This window comes from Streptomyces candidus, from assembly GCF_014207445.1.
Taxonomy (GTDB): Bacteria; Actinomycetota; Actinomycetes; order Streptomycetales; family Streptomycetaceae; genus Streptomyces; species Streptomyces candidus.
In genome coordinates this window covers 292,375-314,975 of sequence record NZ_JACHEM010000007.1, presented here as the reverse complement: position 1 = coordinate 314,975, position 22,601 = coordinate 292,375, and the positions used below count along the sequence as shown (strand labels likewise).

2 protein-coding genes are annotated in these 22,601 nt (G+C 74.2%); both read right to left on the bottom strand.

Annotated features, from left to right (window positions below; genetic code table 11):
• Positions 1 to 78 precede the first annotated feature (78 nt).
• Positions 79 to 6,246, bottom strand: a complete 6,168-nt coding sequence (locus tag HNQ79_RS16200) for a type I polyketide synthase (protein ID WP_185031581.1) — start codon at positions 6,244 to 6,246, stop codon at positions 79 to 81.
• Between the two features lie 50 nt (positions 6,247 to 6,296).
• The gene (locus tag HNQ79_RS16195) at positions 6,297 to 22,589 is read right to left on the bottom strand and encodes a type I polyketide synthase (protein ID WP_185031579.1); all 16,293 of its coding nucleotides are present in this window, start codon (positions 22,587 to 22,589) and stop codon (positions 6,297 to 6,299) included.
• Positions 22,590 to 22,601: the final 12 nt, after the last annotated feature.

The window sequence follows — 22,601 nt, the reverse complement described above, 5'->3', positions numbered from 1 at the left end:
TGTGCGGGTCGGCCCCGGACGCGCGGACGGGGGCGCCGGGGGCGGGCGGCGGGGTCCCCGCCGCCCGCCCCCGGACGGTCACGCCTCCGTGGTGGCGGGCAGGCCGCCGAGCCACTCCTCGATGGTCCGCGCCGTCAGCGCGGAGTGTTCCTTGGCGAGGGACAGGTGGTCGGCGTCGATCTCACAGATGTCGTCCGCGGGTACGCCCGCGGTGTCGAACAGGAAGCCGTCGTGCGACCGCGTGCACCGCACGAGCATCGTCGGCGCCGTCGAAGGCACCGTCTCGATGTCGGTCATCGCCATGAACCAGTGCGCCATCGCGGAGAGCCTGGCGCTGTTCAGCGTCACCGACGGCGAGTCGATGTCGGCCAGGTAGTACCGGGTGGTCCGGTCGAGGTCCTTGCCCTCGCCCGGCTGGTAGCGGATGCTCGCGGTGTCCAGCAGGACGATCCCCTCGGGCTTGACGCCCCAGGTCTCCTCCAGCACCCCGGCGGCAAGGTAGGCGAGCGAGCCGCCCGTGGAGTGCCCCACCAGGACGAAGGGCTCGCCGTCGCTGGCGTGCAGGGCGCTCTCCGCCACGATGCGGGCCGCGGCCTCACTGGTGGCCGGCAGCAGCTCGCCGGGTGCGAAGCCCATGAGCGGCAGCGCGCTGACGTGCCGCTTGCCGCGGAAGTGCGCCGCGATGCGCGCGTACTGGTGTACGCCGCCGGTGGCGCCGGGGGCGCTGACGAAGACCAGCCGGGGCGTGGACGGGCCCTCCGCCAGGACGACCGGGAGCGACAGCTCCTCCAGGTCGGCGGGGGACTCGAAGCTGGGCCGGGTGTCGGCGACGGCCTTCAGCATTCGCATGCCCTGGACCATCTTCCCGGCCTTGACCGCCCCGTAGAACAGGCCCTCCAGCGTCTCGTCCGTGTCCGGGCTCCGGCCCGCGGCGGCGGACGTGGGGCCTCCCGACGGTGCGCCCGGAGCGAGCTGCCCGGCCAGTTCGCCGTGGAGCATCCGCGCGAGCTTCACGGGGGTCGCGTGGTCGAACACCACCGAGCTCGGCAGCCGCAGTCCGAGCGCCTCGCCGAGCTGGTTGCGCAGCCCGACGGAGACCAGCGAGTCGAACCCCAGCTCCAGGAAGCCGCGTTCGGGGTCCACACCGCTGGAGTCGGGGTGCCCGAGCAGCGCGGCGGAGTAGCCCACCACCAGCTCGACGAGCAGGCGCTCCTGCTCGGCGGGCTTGAGGTGGCGCAGCCGTTCGCGCAGGGTGACCGGCGAGCGGTCCGCCGCGGCGGCGGAGCGGCGGGCGCGCGGGACCAGCTCCCGCCACAGCGCCGGCAGTGCCTGCTGCTCGCGCAGCCCGGCGACGTTGATCCGGGTGGGCACGACCGTGGCGCGGTCGCGCAGGAGCGCGGCGTCGAAGAGTGCGAGGCCCTGGTCGACGGCCAGCGGCGGCATGCCGCCCCGGGCCATGCGCTCCAGGTCGGTGGCGCTGACATGACTGGTCATGCCGCTGCCCCGGCCCCAGGGGCCCCAGGCGAGGGAGACGGCGGGCAGGTCCTGGTCCCTGCGGTGCTGGGCGAGCGCGTCCAGGTAGGCGTTGGCCGCGGCGTAGTTGCCCTGCCCGGGGCCGCCGAGGACACCGGAGACCGAGGAGTACAGGACGAACCCGGCGAGATCCAGCTCACGGGTGGCCTCGTGCAGATGCCAGGCCGCGTCCACCTTCGGCCGCAGGACGCGCTCCATCAGCTCCGGGGTGAGCGAGCCGGTCATCGCGTCGCCGAGCACACCGGCGGTGTGGACGACGGCGGTCAGCGGGTGCGCCGCGTCCACCCCGGCCAGCAGCGCGCTCACCGCGGCCCGGTCCGCCAGGTCGCAGGAGACCACGGTGGCCTCGGCGCCCAGCTCGGCCAGGGAGGCCACCAGCTCACTCGCGCCGGGAGCCTGCGGCCCGCTCCTGCTGGCCAGCAGGAGGCGGCGTACGCCGTGCCCGGAGGCCAGGTGGCGGGCCAGTTCGCCGCCGAGGCCGCCGGTCCCGCCGGTGATCAGTACGGTGCCCTCGGGGTCCCAGGCCCGGGCCGCGCCCCGGGTCTCGGGCGTCTGCTCGGTGTCGGGCAGCCGGGTGAGGCGACCCGCCCTGATCGTGTGGTCGCGCACCACCAGCTGCTGCTCGTCGAGGGTGAGCAGTCCGGGCAGGACGCCCACCGACCGGAAGGCGTCGTCCATGTCGACCAGCAGGAAGCTGCCGGGGTTCTCCGTCTGCGCCGACCGTACGAGGCCCCAGACCGCGGCGGCGGCCACGTCCCGGATCTCCTCGCCGTCGACGGCGACGGCGCCGCGGGTGACGAACACCAGGCGCGCGCCGGCCAGGCGCGGCTCGTCCAGCCACTCCTGGAGCAGGCCCAGGACGCGGGCGGTGAGGGCACGTACCGCCTCGGGCCCGGGGACCTGCGGGTCGCCCACCACGGGCACCAGGAAGACGTCCGGGGCGACGCCGCTGTCGCCGACCGCGCCGGTCAGGGACTCCGCGTAGGCGCTGACGGTTTCGTCGGCGCGGTGCATCGCGTAGCCCAGGTCGAGTTCGTCGTCGCCGACGACCGCCCAGCGGGTGCCGGTGGTGGCCTCAGGTGTGGCCACGGGCATCCAGTCGAGCGCCAGGAAGGCGCCCTTGTCGGTGCCGCCTGCCGAGGGCGTGGCCGCCGGGCGCTGCCCGCCGGGCGCGCCCAGGGTCAGCGTGTCGACGGAGAGCACCGGGGCGCCCGTCGCGTCGGCCGCCGTCAGGGTCACCTCACCGGGGCCGGTCGCGGTGATCCGTACACGCAGGGCGGAGGCAGCCGTGGCGTGCAGGGTCAGTCCACTCCAGGACAGGGGGACGACCGGGGCCGCGAGGGCGTCGGGGTCCAGGCAGCCCGCCGCGCGGATCGCGGCGTCCAGCAGCGCGGGGTGGATTCCGTACGCGCCGGCGTCCTCGGCCGGTGTGGGCAGCGCCGCCTCGGCGAAGATCTCGCCGTCGCGCCGCCAGACGCCCGACAGCCCCCCGAACACCGGTCCGTAGTCCAGTCCGGCGCCGGAGAGCCGCTCGTACAGAGCGTCGGTGCCGACCGGCTCGGCGCCGCTCGGCGGCCAGTCCGCGGTGTCGAGTCCGCCGGGCTCGTCGGCCGGTCCGGCGGTCGCCAGGACGCCCCGGGCGTGGGCCGTCCAGGGCTCGGTGTCCTCTTCGGCGGGCCGGGAGTGCACGGTCAGCGCGCGGCGGCCCGTCTCGTCCGGGGCGCCCACGCGCACCTGCACGGTGAGGGCACCGTGCTCGGGCGGAGCCAACGGGGCGAGCAGGGTCAATTCCTCGACGCGGTCCTGGCCGGCCTGGTCACCGGCGCGTACGGCGAGTTCGGCCAGGGCTGTGCCCGGCAGGACGATCCGGCCGTCGACCCGGTGGTCGGCGAGCCAGGGGTGGGACTGCGCCGACAGTCTGCCGGTGAGCAGGATCTCGTCGGAGTCGGCGATCGTGACCGCGGCGCCGAGCAGCGGATGCCCGGCGGCGATCAGGCCCAGGCCCGAGGCGTCACCGGTGGCGGCGCGCAGCGTGGGCCAGTACCGGCGGCGCTGGAACGCGTACGTCGGGAGCTCGACCCGGCGCGCGCCCGTGCCGGCGAACAGCGCGGCCCAGTCGACGGCGACTCCGCGCGTGAACAGTGCGGCGAGGGCGGTGACGGCCGAGGTCTCCTCGGAGGTGTCCTTGCGCAGCACGGGCAGCGCCGCCACGGCCGGGTCCTGGACGGACTCCGGTACGAGGGCGGAGAGCACCGCGTCCGGGCCCAGTTCCAGGAACGTCCCCACACCGCGGCCGGCCAGGGTCCGCACTCCGTCGCCGAACCGTACGGCCTCGCGGACGTGGCGCACCCAGTAGCCGGGGTCGGCGAGTTCACCGGCGGTGGCCACCTCCCCGGTCAGGTTGGACACCACGGGGACCGACGGCTCACCGTAGGTCAGCGACTCGGCCACGGCGCGGAAGGCGTCGAGCATGGGCTCCATGAGCGGCGAGTGGAACGCGTGGCTGACCGCGAGCCGGGTGGTTTTGCGGCCCTGCAGGGCAAGCCGGTCCGCGAGGCGGAGCACCGCGGCCTCCTCGCCGGAGACGACGACCGCGTCCGGGCCGTTGACCGCGGCGATGGACACCCCGTCGGTCAGCAGCGGCAGGACCTCGGCCTCGGTGGCGCGTACGGCGACCATCGCGCCGCCCGCGGGCAGCTCGCGCATCAGGCGGGCCCGCGCGCAGACCAGCCGGCAGGCGTCCTCCAGCGAGAACACCCCGGCCAGGTGCGCGGCCGTGATCTCGCCGACGGAGTGCCCGGCCAGGAAGTCCGGCCGCACGCCCCAGGAGGCGACCAGCCGGTACAGCGCGGCCCCGACGGCGAACAGGGCGGGCTGGGCGAAGCCGGTGTCGTTCAGCGCCTCGGGGTCCGTGCCCCACATGACCTCGCGCAACGGCCGGTCCAGCTCCTTGTCCAGCCGGGCCAGTACCTCGTCCAGCGCCTCGGCGAAGACGGGGAAACGCGCGTACAGTTCGCGGCCCATGCCGAGGCGCTGCGCGCCCTGGCCGGAGAACAGCACGGCCACGGCGCCCTTGCCGGGCACCCCGCGCGCCGCCTCGACCAGTGCGCCGCCCTCGCCCGCGGCGGCCAGGAGCACCGCGCGGTGCTCGAACGTGGAGCGGGTGGTGGCGAGGGAGAAGCCGACGTCCAGCGGGTCGCGGCCCGGTACGTCCGCGAGGGCGCGGACGCGCGCAAGCTGGGCGTCGAGCGCGGCCTCGTCGCGGCCCGACACGGGCCAGGGAACGGTCGTGGGCGCGAGCCCCGGCGCGGGGGCGGGCTCGTCGGCCTCCTCGGCGGGCGGGGCCTGTTCGAGGAGCACATGCGCGTTGGTGCCGCTGATGCCGAACGACGACACTCCGGCGCGGCGCACCCGCTCGCCCTGCGGCCACGGGACCGGCTCGGTCAGCAGCCGTACGTCACCGGCCTCCCAGTCCACGTGCGAGGAGGGCGCGTCCACGTGCAGGGTCCGGGGCAGCACCCCTTCGCGCAGCGCGAGCACCATTTTCATCACGCCCGCGACACCCGCGGCCGCCTGGGTGTGGCCGATGTTGGACTTGACCGTGCCCAGCCACAGCGGGCGCTGCTCCTCGCGGTCCTGGCCGTAGGTGGCCAGCAGGGCGCCCGCCTCGATGGGGTCGCCCAGAGTGGTGCCCGTGCCGTGCGCCTCGACGGCGTCGACATCGGCCGGTGAGAGGCCGGCCCCGGCCAGGGCCTGGCGGATGACGCGCTGCTGGGAGGGACCGTTGGGGGCGCTCAGGCCGTTGGACGCGCCGTCCTGGTTGACCGCGCTGCCGCGCAGCACCGCCAGGACGGGGTGTCCGTTGCGCCGGGCGTCGGACAGCCGCTCGACGAGCAGCATGCCCGCGCCCTCGGACCAGGCGGTGCCGTCGGCGGAGTCGGAGAAGGCCTTGCAGCGTCCGTCGGCGGCAAGTCCGCCCTGGACACTGAAGCCGACGAAGCTGGAGGAGGTCGCCATCACGGTGGCGCCGCCGGCCAGCGCCAGCGAGCACTCGCCGTTGCGGACGGCCTGGGCGGCCAGGTGCAGGGTCACCAGCGAGGACGAGCACGCCGTGTCGAGGGTGACCGCCGGGCCCTCCAGACCGAGGACGAAGGACAGCCGGCCCGACAGGACGCTGGCCGCCAGTCCGTTGCCCGCGTAGCCGCCCATGTCGTCGCGCGAGGCGAGCACCAGGTGGGTGTAGTCCTGGGAGTTGGTTCCGACGAAGACGCCGGTCCTGCTGCCGCGCAGCGTGTTCGGGTCGATGCCCGAACGTTCGATGGCCTCCCAGGACACTTCCAGGAGCAGCCGCTGCTGCGGGTCCATGGCGAGGGCCTCGCGCGGAGATATGCCGAAGAAGGCGGGGTCGAAGTGCGGCGCCTCGTGCAGGAAGCCGCCCTCCTGGGTGGCGCTGCGCCCCTCGCCGTCGCCGGCGAGGGCCGCCAGGTCCCAGCCCCGGTCGTCGGGGAACCCGGAGATCGCGCTCCGGCCGGAGGAGAGCAGTTCCCAGAAGTCCTCGGGAGACCGGACCCCGCCGGGGAACCTGCACCCCATTCCGACGATCGCCACCGGTTCGTGGCGGCCGGATTCGGCTTCCTGGAGCCGTTGGCGGGTCTGGTGCAGATCCGTCGTGACCCACTTCAGGTATTCGACGAGTTTCTTTTCGTCCGGCATCGTCCGTGAACCTTCCTCAGATGTTGGCATGCGCGGGGAGTGGGCCCCTGTCAGGAGTCCGTCGACCGGCCGAGTTCGTTGTCGATGAAGGCGAGGATCTCGTCGGCGCTGGCGGCCTCGATCCGTTCGGTGACGACGGCCCCGCCGGTCTCGGGTGCGGCCTCGTCCCACCTGGCGAGCAGGCGGCGCAGCCTCCCGGCGACTCCGGTCCTGGTCACCTCGTCGATCCCGCCCTCGGTGAGTGCCGCCTCCAGCCGGTCGAGCGCGGTCAGCGGCGAGGTGTCCGCGCCGGGAGTGTCCGCGCCGAACAGGGCCGGGGCGAGGTGCCTGGCGACGGCGAGCGGCGTGGGGTGGTCGAACACGAGGGTGGAGGGGAGCCGTACGCCGGTGGACGCGGCCAGCCTGGTGCGCAGCTCCACCGCCATCAGCGAGTCGAAGCCCAGCCGGCTGAAGTCCCGGTCGGCCGGGACCGCGTCCGCGGAGGGGTGCCCCAGTACGGCGGCGGTGTCGGACCGCACCAGTTCGACCAGTGCCGTCTCCCGGTCCTGCTCCCCCAGTGCGTGCAGGCGGTCCGCCAGGGAGGTGGCGCGGGCGTGGGGCGCGGCCGTGCGGCGGCCCGTGGCCATCAGTCCGCGCAGGATCGCGGGGACCTGGGCCGGCTGGGGCGCTCCGGCGGCCATCCGCACCGGGACGACCAGCGCCTCGTCGCGCGCCATGGCGGCGTCGAACAGGGCGAGGCCCTGTTCCACCGACAGCACGGCGTGCTCCGAGCGGGACATCCGCCGCAGGTCGGTTTCGCTCAGCGTGCTGGTCATGCCGCTGTCCTGGGCCCAGGGGCCCCAGGCCAGTGAGGCCGCGGGCAGGCCGAGGGCGGCGCGGTGCCCGGCCAGCGCGTCCAGGAACGCGTTGGCCGCGGCGTAGTTGCCCTGGCCCGGTCCCCCGGTCACGCCGGCGACCGAGGAGTACAGGACGAACGCGGCCGGCTCGTGGCCGAGGCTCAGCGTCGCCTCGTGCAGCCACCAGGCCGCGTCCGCCTTGGGACGCAGGACCCGGTCCACCAGATCGGGGGTGAGCGAGCCGATCGTGGCGTCGCCCAGCACTCCGGCGGTGTGCACCACCGCGGTGAGCGGGTATTCGCCCGGCAGGCCGGACAGCAGCGCGTAGAGCGCCGTACGGTCGCCGACGTCGCAGGCCGCGACGGTCACCTCGGCGCCCAGGGAGGTCAGTTCGGCCCGCAGCTCCCGCGCCCCGGGTGCGTCGAGGCCGCGACGGCCGGCCAGCAGCAGGTGCTTGATGCCGTGCGCGGTCACCAGGTGGGTGGCGAGCGCGCTGCCGAGGCCGCCGGTGCCTCCGGTGATCAGTACGGTGCCGTCGCGGTCCCAGGAGCCGATCCCGTCCGGGGCCGGGGCGGCGCTGCTGGCGGGCAGACGGGACAGGCGGGCCACCCGTACGACGCCGTCGCGCAGCACCGCCTGGGACTCACCGGCGTCCAGCAGCCCCGGCAGCGCGGTGAGCGCCGCGGGGAGGGCGTCGGGGTCGTCGAGGTCGAGCAGGAAGAAACTGCCGGGCTCCTCCAGTTGGGCGGAGCGCACCAGGCCCCACACGGGAGCGGCGGCCAGGTCGCGCAGGTGCTCGGTGCCGACGCCGACCGCGCCACGGGTGACGAACACCAGCCGCGCCGCGGCGGCCCGGGGATCGGCCGACCAGGAGCGCAGCAGATCGAGGGCGGCGGCGGTCGTGATCCGCAGGGCGTCCGGGACGCTCCCGCCCTCGGCCGGCTCCCCGGTGAGGGGGGCCAGTACGACGTCGGGGAACGGCCCGTCGGCCGCCAGCAGCGCGGCCAGCGACCCGGCGCGTGCGGTGGACACCCCGTCCACCGCGTCCAGTGCGGCCGTCAGGCCCGCCGGGTCCGCGCCGACGACCGCCCAGCGCAGGGCGGCAGGGGGCGCGGACGCCGCCGCGGGCACCGGTGTCGTCTCCCATGCGACGCCGAGCAGCGGAGCGGGCTCCGTGGCCGGCGCCACCTCCGGCGCGGCGGCGAGCGGGCGGACGGTCAGCGAGCGGGCGGAGAGCACCGGTGCGCCCTGCGGGTCGACGGCCGTCAGCGAGACGGTGTCCTCGCCGGTGGCGGTCAGCCGTACCCGCAGCGCCGTGGCGGCGCCCGCGTGCAGGGTCAGCCCGTGCCAGGCGACGGCTTCGACTCCCCCGGCCCGCGCTTCCGCGTCGAGCAGTGCGGCCGCGCGGACGGCGGTCTCCAGCAGCGTCGGGTGCAGGGTGAACGCCCCGTCCGCGCCCGCCTCCTCGGCGAGCGAGACCTCCGCGTACACCGCGCCGTCCAGCCGCCAGGCCGCTCCGGTCCCGGCCCGTCCGGTGGCGTGGGCGAACGGGAGGGCTTCGGCGCCCGCGGGCGGCCAGACGGTGGTGTCGAACGGGGTGTCCGGCGTCGTTGTCCGGTCACCGGCGCTCAGCACTCCGGTGGCGTGGCGGGTCCACGGCAGGTCCTCTGCGGACTCCCTGCGGGCGTGCACGTCCAGGGGCCGGCGGCCCGCCTCGTCGGCGGCGCCCACCCGTACCTGGATGCGCACGGCGCCCTCGTCCGGTACGAACAGCCCGCTCTCCAGGGTCAGTTCCTCGACCAGCGCGCAGCCGACCTCGTCACCGGCGCGTACGGCCAGTTCGGCGAGGGCCGCAGCGGGCAGCGGCACATGGCCTTCCGCGGTCCGGTGGGCCGCCAGCCAGGGCAGCGCCGGAAGCGACAGGCGGCCGGTGAGGACCAAGTCGTCGGAGCCGGCCACCGTGGTCGCGGCGCCCAGCAGCGGGTGTCCGGCGGCCACCAGGCCGAGGCCGGAGGCGTCGCCCGGCGCGGCCACGGACGTCCGGGGCCAGTAGCGCTCGCGCTGAAACGCGTAGGTCGGCAGTTCGGTACGCCGGGCGCCCGTGCCGGAGAAGACACCGCTCCAGTCGGCCGCGGCGCCGTGGGCGTGCAGTCGGGCCAGGGCGGTGAGGGCGGTCGCTTCCTCGGGCCTGTCCTTGCGCAGGACGGGCACCACCACGCTCTCGTCGGGCACGCAGGCGCGGACCAGGGCGGACAGCACTCCGTCGGGGCCCAGCTCCAGGAAGGCGCCGACGCCGTTGGCCGCGAGGGTGCGCACGCCGTCGGCGAAGCGGACGGCCTCGCGCACGTGCCGTACCCAGTAGTCGGCGGTGCCCAGCCGGCCGTCCGTGGCCGGCTCGCCCGTCAGGTTCGACACGAGCGCGATGCGCGGCGGGTGGTAGGTGAGCTTCTCGGCGACCGCCCGGAACTCCTCCAGCATCGGGTCCGTCAGAGGCGAGTGGAACGCGTGGCTCACCGGGAGCCGACTCGTCCTGCGTCCCTGGGCCGTCAGCCGCTCGGCGGCCTTCAGCACCCGGTCCTCGTCGCCGGAGATCACCACCGCCGTGGGACCGTTGACGGCGGCGATCGCCACCCGGTCGCACAGCAGCGGCCGGACCTCGTCCTCCGTCGCCTCGACGGCGACCATGGCGCCGCCCTCGGGCAGCGCGTCCATCAGCCGGGCGCGGGCGGTGACCAGGCGGGCCGCGTCCTCCAGCGAGAACACCCCCGCCACGTGCGCGGCGGCGATCTCACCGACGGAGTGCCCGGCCACGAAGTCCGGGGACACCCCCCAGGACTCCACCAGCCGGAACAAAGCCACCTCGACCGCGAACAGCGCGGGCTGGGTGTACGCGGTGCGGTTGAGCAGTCCGGCGTCCTCGCCCCAGATCACCTCGCGCAGCGGGCGGTCCGCATCCGCGTCCAGGTAGGCCAGGACGGAGTCGAGGGCGTCGGCGAACACCGGGAAGCGTGCGTACAGTTCGCGGCCCATGCCCAGCCGCTGGCTGCCCTGGCCGGAGAAGAGGACGGCCGTCGGGCGTTCCACGGCCACTCCCCTGGCCACGACCGGCGCGGACGCGTCCGCGCCGGTGGCCGGGGACAGCAGCACGGCCCGGTGCTCGAAGGCCGACCGGCCCTCGAACAGCGACCGTCCGATGTCGGCCGGGGACAGGTCGGGGCGGGCCGCCACGAAGGACCGCAGCCGCTCCAGCTGTGCGTCGAGCGCCGCTTCGCTCTTGCCCGCCACGAGCCACGGCACGACGGCGGGTGCCGTCCCGGAGGCGGGCGGGGCGGCCACCGGCTCGGCGGGCGGGGCCTGCTCCAGGATGACGTGCGCGTTGGTGCCGCTGATGCCGAAGGACGACACACCGGCGCGGCGGGCGCGCCCGGTCTCCGGCCACGCGCGCGGCCCGGTCAGCAGCTCGACGGCGCCCGAGGCCCAGTCGACCCGGGTCGAGGGCTCGCTGACGTGCAGCGTCCGGGGCAGTGTGCCGTGCCGCAGCGCCAGCACCGTCTTCAGTACGCCGGCGACACCGGCGGCGGCCTGGGTGTGTCCGAGGTTGGACTTGACCGATCCGAGCAGCAGGGGCCGCTCGGTGTCCCGGTCGCGCCCGTAGGTCGCCAGGAGGGCGCCGGCCTCGATGGGGTCGCCCAGCGTGGTGCCGGTGCCGTGCGCCTCGACGGCGTCCACATCGGCCGGGGTGAGGCCGCCGGCGGCCAGGGCCTGGCGGATGACGCGCTGCTGGGAGGGGCCGTTGGGGGCGGTGAGTCCGTTGGACGCGCCGTCCTGGTTGACGGCGGAACCCCGCAGGACGGCCAGAATCTCGTGGCCGTTGCGCCGGGCGTCGGACATCCGCTCGACGACGATCACCCCGACGCCCTCCGACCATCCGGTGCCGTCGGCCGAGTCGGAGAACGCCTTGCAGCGTCCGTCCGGGGCGAGTCCGCCCTGCCGGGTGAATCCGGCGAAGCTCGTCGCGGTCGACATCACGGTGACGCCGCCGACCAGTGCCATGGAGCACTCGTCGGCGCGCAGCGCCTGGGCGGCCCAGTGCAGGGCGACCAGCGAGGAGGAGCAGGCGGTGTCCACGGTGACGGCGGGGCCCTCGAAGCCGAAGGCGTAGGAGAGCCTGCCGGAGATGACGCTGGCGGCCAGCCCCGTCCCGGCGTGGGCCTCCACGTCCTCGTTCGCCTTGAGGATCAGGTTGGCGTAGTCCTGGCCGTTGGTGCCGACGAACACACCCGTCCGGCTGCCGCGCAGTGCGGCCGGGTCGGTCCCGGTCCGCTCGAACGCCTCCCAGGCGGTCTCCAGCAGCAGCCGCTGCTGCGGGTCCATGGCGAGGGCCTCACGCGGGGAGATGTCGAAGAAGCCGGGGTCGAAGTCGGCGGCGTCGTAGAGGAATCCGCCTTCGCGGGTGGCGCTGCGGCCCTGGCCGGCGCCCGCGAGGACGTCGAGGTTCCAGCCGCGGTCGGTGGGGAACCCGGCGATCCCGTCGCGGCCCTCGGTGAGCAGCTGCCACAGGTCCTCGGGCGAGCGCACCCCGCCGGGGAAGCGGCAGGCCATGCCGACGACGACGACCGGGTCGTCGGTGACCGCGGTGGGGGCGGCGGGTGTGGCGGACGCCGGGTCTCTGTCGTCGCCGAGCAGTTCGGCGACGAGGTGGCCGGCCAGCGCGTGTGCGGTCGGGTAGTCGAAGACCAGGCCTGCGGGGAGTGCCAGACCGGTCGTCCGGGCGAGCCGGTTGCTCAGTTCGACCGCGGTCAGCGAATCGAAGCCGAGGTCGCGGAAGGCCTTGTCGCCCTTGATCGCGTCGGCTCCGGTGTGGCCGAGTACCGCGGCGGCCTGGGTACGGACGAGGTCGAGCAGTACGGCGGTCCGCCGGAGCCCGGTGGCCTCGCGCAGCTGCTCGCGCAGCCCGGAGGCGGCCGTCGCGCCTTCGCGGTGCGCCTCGTGCACCGCCGTCAGCGCCTTGCGCGCCTCGGGCAGGTCGGCGAGCAGCGGGCTGGGGCGCAGGCTCAGCAGGGCGTTCAGCAGCCGCGGCTGCTGAAGGTCGGCGAGGACCACGGTCGGTTCGGGTTCCACGACGACGTGGAGCAGGGCGGAGACGGCCAGCTCCGGGTCGAGCGCGCCGGGTCCGTCCGCGGGGGTGGCGTGGCCGGCGCGGGCCGACTGGTCCGCCATGCCGCCGCCGCCCCAGGCGCCCCAGGCGATCGAGGTCGCGGGCAGGCCGAGGGTGCGGCGCCGCTCGGCCAGTGCGTCGAGGACGGCGTTGGCCGCCGCGTAGTTGGCCTGGCCGGGGTTGCCGACGGAGCCCGCCACCGAGGAGAACAGGGCGAACACCGACAGGTCGAGCTCGCGGGTCAGTTCGTCGAGCAGCAGGGCGGAGGCGACCTTGGAGCGGAACACCGTGTCGAACCGCTCGGCCGTCAGCCCGGCCAGCACCCCGTCGTCCAGCACACCCGCCGTGTGCACCACACCGGTCAGCGGACAGTCCTCGGGGACGGCCGCGAGCACCGCGGTCAGGTCGTCGCGGTCGGCCGCGTCACCGGCGGTGAGGGTCACCCGGGCGCCGAGAGCGACCAGTTCGTCCCGCAGTTCCTCGGCGCCGGGGGCCTGCGGCCCGCGTCGGCTCAGCAGCACCAGGTGCGGCACGCCCTCCCTCGCCAGCCGCCGCGCGACATGAGCGCCCAGCGCGCCCGTGCCACCGGTGACGAGCACCGTGCCGGAGGGCCGCCACCGCTCCTCGGTGTGGTCCGCGCCCGCGCTCTGCGGGGTGGGCGCGGTGACCATCCGGCGGCCGAACACGCCCGAGGCGCGGACCGCGACCTGGTCCTCGCCGTCCTGGCCGGTCAGTACGGCGAGGAAGCGGCGTACCGTCCGCGCGTCGAGTTCTTCGGGCAGGTCGACCAGTCCGCCCCAGCGCTGGGGCTGTTCGAGGGCCGCGACGCGGCCGAGGCCCCATACCGCGGCCTGCGCCGGACTGGCGAGCGGCTCGGAGCGGACGGTGGAGACGGCGCCACGTGTGACGGCCCACAGGGGGGCCGTGAGACCCGCGTCACCCAGAGCCCGGGTGAGGGCGGCGGTGGCGGTCAGGCCCGCCGGCACGCCACAGGGGCCGGCCGACTCGTCGAGGGCCAGCAGCGACAGCACGCCCGCGATCCCGGCCGGGGCGTCGGACGCGGCCTCGGTGAGCCGCTCGACGAGTCCGGTCGTGCCGGCGTCCACGCGTACGGCGGCCTGGCCGAGCGCGTCGACGAGCGAGGTCACCCACGTGTCGGCGGTGCCGGCCGCGGGCGTCAGCACCAGCCAGGTCCCCGGCAGGGGCCCGGCGGAGCCGCTGACCGCCAGCGGCTTCCAGCTCTGCCGGTAGCGCCACGCGTCCACGGCGGAGCGGGCCTTGCGGCGCGTGCGCCACGACGACAGGGCGGGCAGTACGGCCCCGAGTGAGGCGCCGTCCACGTCGAGCCCCGCCGCGAGGGACTCCAGGTCCTCCCGTTCCACCGCGGCCCAGAACTCCGCGTCGGCCGGGTCCGTACCGTCGGCGGGGGCCGCGGTGACGAGTTCGGGCCAGAACCGCTCGCGCTGGAAGGCGTAGGTCGGCACGTCGGTCTGCCGGGCGCCGGTGCCCTCGAAGAGCTTGGTCCAGTCGAGGGCACCACCCGCGACATGGAACTGGGACAGCGCGGTGACCAGCGCGGTTTCCTCGCCGCGGTCCTTGCGCAGCGCCGGGACGACCACGGCGGTCGGGGGCGCGGACTCGCGGGTCATCGCGGAGAGCACGCCGTCGGGGCCCAGCTCCAGGAACGTGGTCACGCCCTGTTCGGCGAGGGCGCGGATGCCGTCGCCGAAGCGCACGGCCTCGCGGACATGGCGTACCCAGTACGCGGCGGAGCACAGTTCACCGGCGGATGCCACGGCTCCGGTCAGGTTCGACACCACGGGGAGGGTGGGCTCGGCGTACGACAGGCTCTCCGCGACCGTGCGGAACTCCTCCAGCATCGGGTCCATCAGCGGCGAGTGGAAGGCGTGGGACACCCGCAGCCGGGTGGCCTTGCGGCCGTCCTCCTCCAGTCGCGCCGCGACGGCCAGGACCTCGTCCTCGTGGCCGGAGATCACCACCGACGAGGGGCCGTTGACCGCGGCGATCGACACCCCGCCGGACAGCAGTGGCAGGACCTCGTCCTCCGTCGCCCGTACCGCGACCATCGCGCCGCCGGCCGGCAGTGCCTGCATCAGCCGTGCCCGCGCCGCCACCAGCGTGCAGGCGTCCTCCAGCGAGAACACCCCCGCCACGTGCGCGGCGGCGATCTCACCGATGGAGTGCCCCGCCACGAAGTGCGGGGTCACCCCCCAGGACTCCACCAGCCGGAACAAAGCCACCTCGACCGCGAACAGCGCGGGCTGGGTGCAGCCCGTCCCGTTGAGCAGCTCGGCGTCGTCACCCCACATCACCGCCCCCAGCGGGCGGCCCGTCTCGCCTTCCAGCGCGGCGAGTACGGAGTCCAGTGCCTGGGCGAACACCGGGAAGCGGCCGTACAGTTCCCGGCCCATCCCCAGCCGTTGCGAGCCCTGCCCGGAGAACAGCACTGCCGTCGTCTGTTCGGTGGCCAGGCCCCGGGCGATCTCCGGGATGCCCTCGGTGGTCGCCAGCAGTACCGCGCGGTGCTCGAAGAGGGAGCGGCCCGTCGCCAGGGAGTGGCCGACGTCGACCGCGGCCCGCCGGGTGTGCTCCCGTGCGAAGTGCCGCAGCCGGCCGATCTGTCCGTCCAGCGCCGCTTCGCTCTTGGCCGATACGAGCCACGGCACGACGTCCGGGGTGGTTCGGGGGGCCGTCGGCGCGTCGGTGTCCGGCTCCGGGTCCGCCTGTTCCAGGACGACGTGCGCGTTCGTTCCGCTGATGCCGAAGGACGAGACGCCGGCCCGGCGGGCGCGTCCGGTCTGCGGCCACGCGGTGTTGTCGGCCAGCAGCTGCACGGCGCCGGCCGACCAGTCGACGTGCGTCGAGGGCTCGGTCAGGTGCAGCGTCCTCGGGAGCGTCCCGTGGCGCAGGGCCATCACCGTCTTGACCAGACCGGCGGCGCCCGCCGCGGCCTGGGTGTGGCCGATGTTGGACTTCACGGAGCCCAGCAGCAGCGGCAGTTCGTGGTCGCGGTCCTGGCCGTAGGTGGCCAGCAGCGCCTGCGCCTCGATCGGGTCGCCGAGCGGTGTTCCGGTGCCGTGGGCCTCCACGGCGTCCACGTCGGCCGGAGACAGTCCGGCGTTGGCGAGCGCCTGACGGATCACGCGCTGCTGCGCGGGGCCGTTGGGCGCCGTCAGACCGTTGGACGCGCCGTCCTGGTTGACGGCGCTGCCGCGTACGACCGCCAGTACCTTGTGCCCGTTGCGCCGTGCGTCCGACAGCCGTTCCAGGACCAGCACGGCCGCGCCCTCGGACCAGCCCGTGCCGTCGGCGGAGTCGGAGAAGGCCTTGCACCGGCCGTCGCCGGCCAGTCCGCCCATGCGGGAGAAGCCGGCGAAGTTGGCGGAGGTGGCCATTACCGTCACGCCGCCCGCGAGGGCGAGCGAGCACTCGCCGCTGCGCAGGGCCTGGGCCGCGAGGTGCAGAGAGACGAGGGAGGACGAGCATGCGGTGTCGACCGACATCGCCGGGCCCTCCAGGCCGAGCGCGTAGGCCAGCCGGCCGGAGACGACACTGACCGCGAGGCCGGTGGTGGCGTGGCCCGCCATGTCGTCCTTCGCCCGCATGACGAGGCCGACGTAGTCCTGGCCGCTGACGCCGACGAAGACGCCGGTGCGACTGCCGCGCAGGGTGGCCGGGTCGATGCCCGCCCGTTCGGCGGCCTCCCAGGAGACTTCGAGCAGGACGCGCTGCTGCGGGTCCATGGCGACGGCCTCGCGCGGTGAGATGCCGAAGAATCCGGCGTCGAAGTCGGCGACGTCCCGGAGGAATCCGCCCTGGCCCTCGGTCGCGCCGATGGTGGTGTCGGCCTGCCAGCCGCGGTCGTCGGGGAAGCCGGAGATGGCGTCACCGCCGGAGAGCACCAGGTCCCAGAGGCCTTCGGGCGAGTCCACGCCGCCGGGGAAGCGGCAGCTCATGCCGACGATCGCGATCGGGTCGTCGGCGGCGTCGGAGTCGTCGCGCGACTCGCGTACGGCGACCGTCGCGGCGGCGCCGTCGCCTGCCAGCTGGTCGAGCAGCTGGGCGGCGAGCCGGGCCGGTGTCGGGTAGTCGAAGATCAGGGTCGCGGGCAGTGTCAGTCCGGTGGCGCTCGCCAGCCGGTTGCGCAGTTCGACGGCGGTCAGCGAGTCGAAGCCGAGCTGCCGGAACTCCCGCTCCACGGCGATGCCTTCGGGCGAGGAGTGGGCAAGCACCGCCGCGGCCTCGGTGCGGACGAGGTCGGCGAGCAGCCGGGGCCGCTCGTCCTCGCGCAGCGCCGCGAGCCGCTCGACGAGGCTCGCGCGGGACACCGCCGAGGCTCCGCCCTTGGCGGCGCGGCGGCCGCTGCGCACCAGGCCGCGCAGGAGGGCGGGGACGCCGTCAGCGGACGGGATCGTACCGCCGGAGACGGCAAGCGGGACGATCAGTGCCTCGTCGCTCGTGGTCGCGGCGTCGAACAGTGCGAGGCCGCGCTCCACCGCGATCAGCGGCATTCCGGAGCCGCTGCTGACGCGGCGCACGTCGTGGTCCTCCAGCGCGGCGGTCATGCCCACGCCCTGTTCCCAGGCGCCCCAGGCCAGGGAGAGGCCGGGCAGGCCGAGGGCGCGGCGGTGGGCGGCCAGGGCGTCGAGGAAAGTGTTGCCCGCCGCGTAGTTGGCCTGTCCGGGGCTGCCCATGACGCCGGCGGTGGACGAGTAGAGGACGAAGGCGGCGAGGTCGAGGTCGCGGGTCAGCTCGTGCAAATTCCACGCCGCGTCGACCTTCGGACGCAGCACCCCCGCCAACCGCTCCGCACTCAGCGAACCGACCACACCGTCATCGAGCACACCCGCCGTATGCACCACCGCCGTCAGCGGATGCTCCACCGCCACCGACGCCAACAACCCCGCCAGCGCCTCACGATCAGCCACATCGCACGCCGCCACCTCCACACACGCACCCAGCGCCCGCAACTCACCCGCCAGCTCCACCGCCCCCGGCGCCTCCCACCCACGCCGACTGGTCAACAGCAGATGCCGCACCCCACGCTCCGCCACCAAATGACGCGCCAGCACCCCACCCAGACCACCCGTACCACCCGTCACCAACACCGTGCCCCGCGCATCCCACACCCGCGGCATCGACAACACGATCTTGCCCACATGCCGCGCCAGACTCATGAACCGAAACGCCTCCCTCGCCCGGCGCACATCCCACACCCGCACCGGCAACGGCTCCACAACCCCACGCCCGAACCACTCCACCACCACCGACAGCATCCGCTGGATCCCCACCGGATCCACCCACCCCAAATCGAACGCCCGGTACTCCACCCCCGCCGGCACATCCCCCGCCGCCCGCACATCCGTCTTGCCCATCTCCAGGAAACGCCCACCCGCACCCACCAGACGCAACGACGCATCCACGAACTCACCCGCCAACGAGTTCAGAACAACATCCACACCCCCACCACTGACCGCACGGAACGCCCCCTCGAACTCCGTCGACCGCGACGACGCAATGTGATCGTCCGCCACCCCCAACGAACGCAACACCTCCCACTTGCCCTCACTCGCCGTCGCGAAGACCTCCGCACCCAGATGACGCGCCACCTGAACCGCCGCCATACCCACACCACCCGCACCGGCATGGATCAGCACCTTCTCCCCCGGCCGCACCCCACCCAACTCCACCAACGCGTAATACGCCGTCAAAAACACCAACGGCACCGACGCCGCAACCTCCCACGACCACCCCTCGGGGATGGGGGTCATCATGCGTTCGTCGCCCACCACATGGGTGCCGAAGCCGCCGAAGAGCATGCCCATGACCCGGTCGCCGACGTTCAGTCCGGTGACATCGGGTCCGGTCTCGACCACGACGCCGGCCGCCTCGGAGCCGAACAGCCCGGCGTCGCCGGGGTACATGCCCAGGGCGTTGAGGACGTCGCGGAAGTTGACACCGGCGGCGCGGACCTCGATCCGTACCTGGTGACCGGTCAGCGGCTCAAGGACCTCGGGAAAGGGTGCCAGGGTCAGCCCGTCCAGGCTGCCCTTGGCCCTGCTGTCCAGCCGCCAGGGCCCGCCCGTCGGGGGTACCAGGCCCGTGCCGGACTCCAGCCGGGCGAGCCGTCCCACCCGCAGCGCACCTTCGCGGACCAGTGCCTGGGGCTCGTCGGCGTCCACCAGGCCCGGCAGTCCGGGGAGTACGGGCGCCGACTCGTCGGCGTCGTCGGCGTCCACGAGCAGGAACCGTCCGGGGTTCTCCGCCTGCGCGGAGCGCACCAGGCCCCACACCGAGGAGGCGGCGACATCGGTGACGCCCCCGTGGGCGTCCTCGACGGCGCCACGGGTGACGAACACCAGCCGCGAGTCGGCGAACCGCTCCTCGGCCAGCCACTGCTGGACCAGGGTCAGGGTGTGGAGGGCGAGTTCGTGGGCCGACTCCGCGCCGCGCGCGCTGTCGCCCCGGAGCGGCACGACCACGATGGCCGGAACGGCCGCGTCGTCCCGGGCCGCCAGGTCGGCGAGGGTGGCCGCCGGGGCGCCGAGACTGACGGCGCCGGTCGAGGCGAGGGCCGCGCCCAGCCCGAGTTCGTCGGTGCCGAGTACCACCCAGGTGGTGTCCGCGGGCACCTTCTCCGGCGTGCCGGGCACCCAGTCGACGCGGAAGAGAGAGTTCAGTTCGTCCCGACGGCCGGTGTCGGCGGGCTGCGGCCCGGCTGCCCGCAGAATCAGCGAGTCCACGGAGATCACCGGTTCGCCCTGTACGTCGACGGCGGCGAGCTGTACGGAGTCCTGGCCGTTGCTGGTCACCCGGACGCGCAGGGTGGAGGCCCCGGAGGCGTGCAGGGAGACCCCGTTCCACGCGAAGGGCAGAAGACTGCGGTCGTCGCCGTCCGCGCTGGCGAAGACCGTGCTGTGCAGGACGGAGTCGAGCAGGGCCGGGTGCACACCGAAGTCACCGGCGTCGCCGACAGCGCGGTCGAGGGCGACCTCGGCGAAGATCTCCGTGTCCCGGCGCCAGACGGCGCGCAGACCGCGGAAGACCGGGCCGTAGTCGAGTCCGTTGCTCGCGTAGCGGTCGTAGAGCCCTTCGATGTCCACCACGGTGGCGCCCTTGGGCGGCCATACGGCTCCGTCGAAGGCGAGTACCTGCTCGCCGTTGCCGATCCGCCCGGAGGCGTGCAGCGTCCACTCGTCGTCGCGGGCGTCGGCGGGGCGGGTGTAGAAGCGCAGCTCGCGGCGGCCCTCCTCGTCCGCGCCACCGATGGAGATCTGCACCTGGACGGCGCCGGTGCGCGGCAGGATGAGCGGGGCGGCCAGCATCAGTTCTTCGACGCGGTCGCAACCGGCCTGGTCGGCGGCCCTGATGGCGAGTTCGAGGAAGCCGGTGCCGGGGAAGAAGACCATCCCGCTGACGACGTGGTCGGCCAGCCAGGGGTGGGTGGCCAGCGAGAGGGTGCCCGTCAGCAGAAGTTCGTCGGACCCTGCCACGGACATGGCGGCGCCGAGCAGCGGGTGGTTGGCGGACGCGAGTCCGAGACCGGTGGCGTCGGCCGGCTGGAAGGTCGTCTTCGGCCAGTAGCGCTCGTGTTGGAAGGCGTACGTCGGCAGATCCACCGGCTGGGCGCCGGTGCCCGCGAAGAACGCCGCCCACTCCACCTTCACGCCTCGGACGTGCAGTTGGGACAGCGCGCTGACGAGCGTGTCTTCCTCGTCACGCCCCTTGCGGAGTGCCGGTACGGTCACGGCCCCCTCGGACACGGACTCCTGCGCCATGGCGGAGAGCACCCCGTCCGGGCCCAGCTCCAGGAACGTCGTCACACCCTGTTCGGCGAGGGACCGGATGCCGTCGGCGAAGCGCACGGCCTCACGGACGTGACGTACCCAGTACCCGGCCGAGCACAGCTCCTCGGCCGACGCCACCACCCCCGTCAGGTTAGACACCACCGGGATGACCGGCTCGGCATACGACAGACTCTCCGCGACCGTGCGGAACTCCTCCAGCATCGGATCCATCAACGGCGAGTGGAACGCGTGCGAAACCCGCAGACGCGTCGTCTTACGCCCCAGCTCGGCGAGTTGAGCCGCCACCTCCAAGGCCGCCCGCTCGTCACCGGAAACCACTACCGACGACGGGCCGTTGACGGCCGCGATCGAGACCCGGCTCTCCCGCTCGGCCAGCAGCGGCAACACCTCGTCCTCCGTCGCCTGCACCGCCACCATCGCACCACCGGCCGGCAGCGCCTGCATCAGCCGTGCCCGCGCCGCCACCAACTTGCAGGCATCCTCCAGCGAGAACACCCCCGCCACATGCGCCGCAGCGATCTCACCAATGGAGTGCCCCGCCACAAAGTCCGGGACCACACCCCACGACTCCACCAGGCGGAACAACGCCACCTCGATGGCGAACAACGCGGGCTGGGTGAAGCCCGTCTCGTTCAGGAGCTCGGCGTCCTCGCCCCACATCACCTCACGTAGCGAACGGCCCAACTCGCTGTCCAGCAGCACCAGTACCGAATCCAGCGCCTCCGCGAACACCGGGAACCGGCCGTACAGCTCCCGGCCCATCCCCAGCCGCTGCGAACCCTGACCCGAGAACAACACCGCACTCTTCGTGCGTCCCGAGACCAGGCCCTCCACCGTGCCGGACGCCGTGCCGTTCTTGAGCCAGGCCGCCAGTGCCGCACGCCCTGCGCCGCCGTCCTCGTCCGCGACGACGGCGAGGCGGTGCTCCAGGCTCGCCCTGGACGTCGCCAGGGACAGTGCGGTGTCCACCGCGCGCAGGCCGGGCTCGCGCTCCAGCCTGCTGAGCAGCGCGGCGCCCTGGTCGCGGAGTGCTTCGGCGGTCCGGCCGGAGACGATCCACGGCACCGCGGTCGCGCGGCGCGCGGGGGCGGTCTCCTCCGGCTCGGCGGGGGTCGTGTCGGCGTGCGGCGCCTGCTCGACGATCACATGGGCGTTGGTGCCACTGACCCCGAAGGAGGAGACACCGGAGCGGCGCGGGCGGCCGGAGTCCGGCCACTCGCGCGCTTCGGTGAGCAGTTCGACCTTGCCCGCCGACCAGTCGACGTGCGAGGACGGCTCGTCCGCGTGCAGGGTCTTCGGCACGACGCCGTGCCGCATCGCCATGACCATCTTGATGACGCCGGCGACGCCGGAAGCGGCCTGCGTGTGGCCGATGTTGGACTTCACGGAACCGAGCAGCAGCGGGCGGTCCCGGTCCTGGCCGTAGCCCGTGAGCAGGCTCTGCGCCTCGATGGGGTCGCCCAGCGGCGTGCCGGTGCCGTGGGCCTCCACGGCGTCCACGTCGGCCGGGCCGAGGTTGGCGTTGGCGAGTGCCTGACGGATCACGCGCTGCTGCGAGGGGCCGTTGGGCGCGGTGAAGCCGTTGGAGGCGCCGTCCTGGTTGACCGCGGAGCCCCGGATCACGGCGAGGACAGGGTGTCCGTTGCGCTGTGCGTCGGACAGGCGCTCCAGCATCAGGACGCCGGCGCCCTCGGACCAGCCGGTGCCGTCGGCCGACTCGGAGAAGGCCTTGCAGCGGCCGTCCCTGGCGAGGCCGCCCTGTCGGCTGAACTCGATGAGCGAGCCGGGGGTGGACATCACGTTGACGCCACCGGCGAGCGCCAGTCCGCACTCGCCGTTGCGCAGGGACTGCACCGCCAGGTGGAGCGCGACGAGGGAGGACGAGCACGCGGTGTCGACGGTGATGGCCGGGCCTTCGAGGCCGAGCGCGTAGGAGAGCCGTCCCGACACGGCGCTGGCGGCGATGCCGGTGCCGACGTCACCGGTCGCGTCGTCCAGCGACCTGACCAGGAGGTAGGCGTAGTCCTGCCCGTTGGTGCCGATGAAGGCGCCGGTACGGGTGCCGCGCAGCCGGGTGGCGTCGATGCCGGACCGCTCGATGGCCTCCCAGGTCGTCTCCAGCAGCAGCCGCTGCTGGGGGTCCATGGTGACGGCCTCGCGGGGCGAGATGCCGAAGAACCCCGGGTCGAAGTCGGGCACGCAGCTGAGGAATCCGCCCTGTTGGCTGACGGAGGTGCCGCGCTCGTCGGTGGTGCTCTCGCGCAGCGCGTCCAGGTCCCATCCGCGGTCGGTGGGGAATCCGGAGATGGCGTCGGTGCCGGAGGCGACGAGCTCCCAGAGGTCCTCCGGGGAGTAGACCTCTCCGGGGAACCGGCAGCTCATTCCCACGATGGCGATGGGTTCCCTGGCCGCGGCGACGAACATTCTGTTCTGTCGCCGCAGTCGCTCGGACTCCTTCATCGCGGCGCGGAGTGCTTCCACGACGCCGGCGGCGGGGGCGTTCTCGGTAGGGGCGTTCATGGTCTGCTCCGT

What these genes read in the sequence shown, in the direction of transcription:
- HNQ79_RS16200 (WP_185031581.1), bottom strand. Translation starts at nt 6,246, where the DNA reads ATGCCGGACGAAAAGAAACTCGTCGAATACCTGAAGTGGGTCACGACG.
- HNQ79_RS16195 (WP_185031579.1), bottom strand. Translation starts at nt 22,589, where the DNA reads ATGAACGCCCCTACCGAGAACGCCCCCGCCGCCGGCGTCGTGGAAGCA.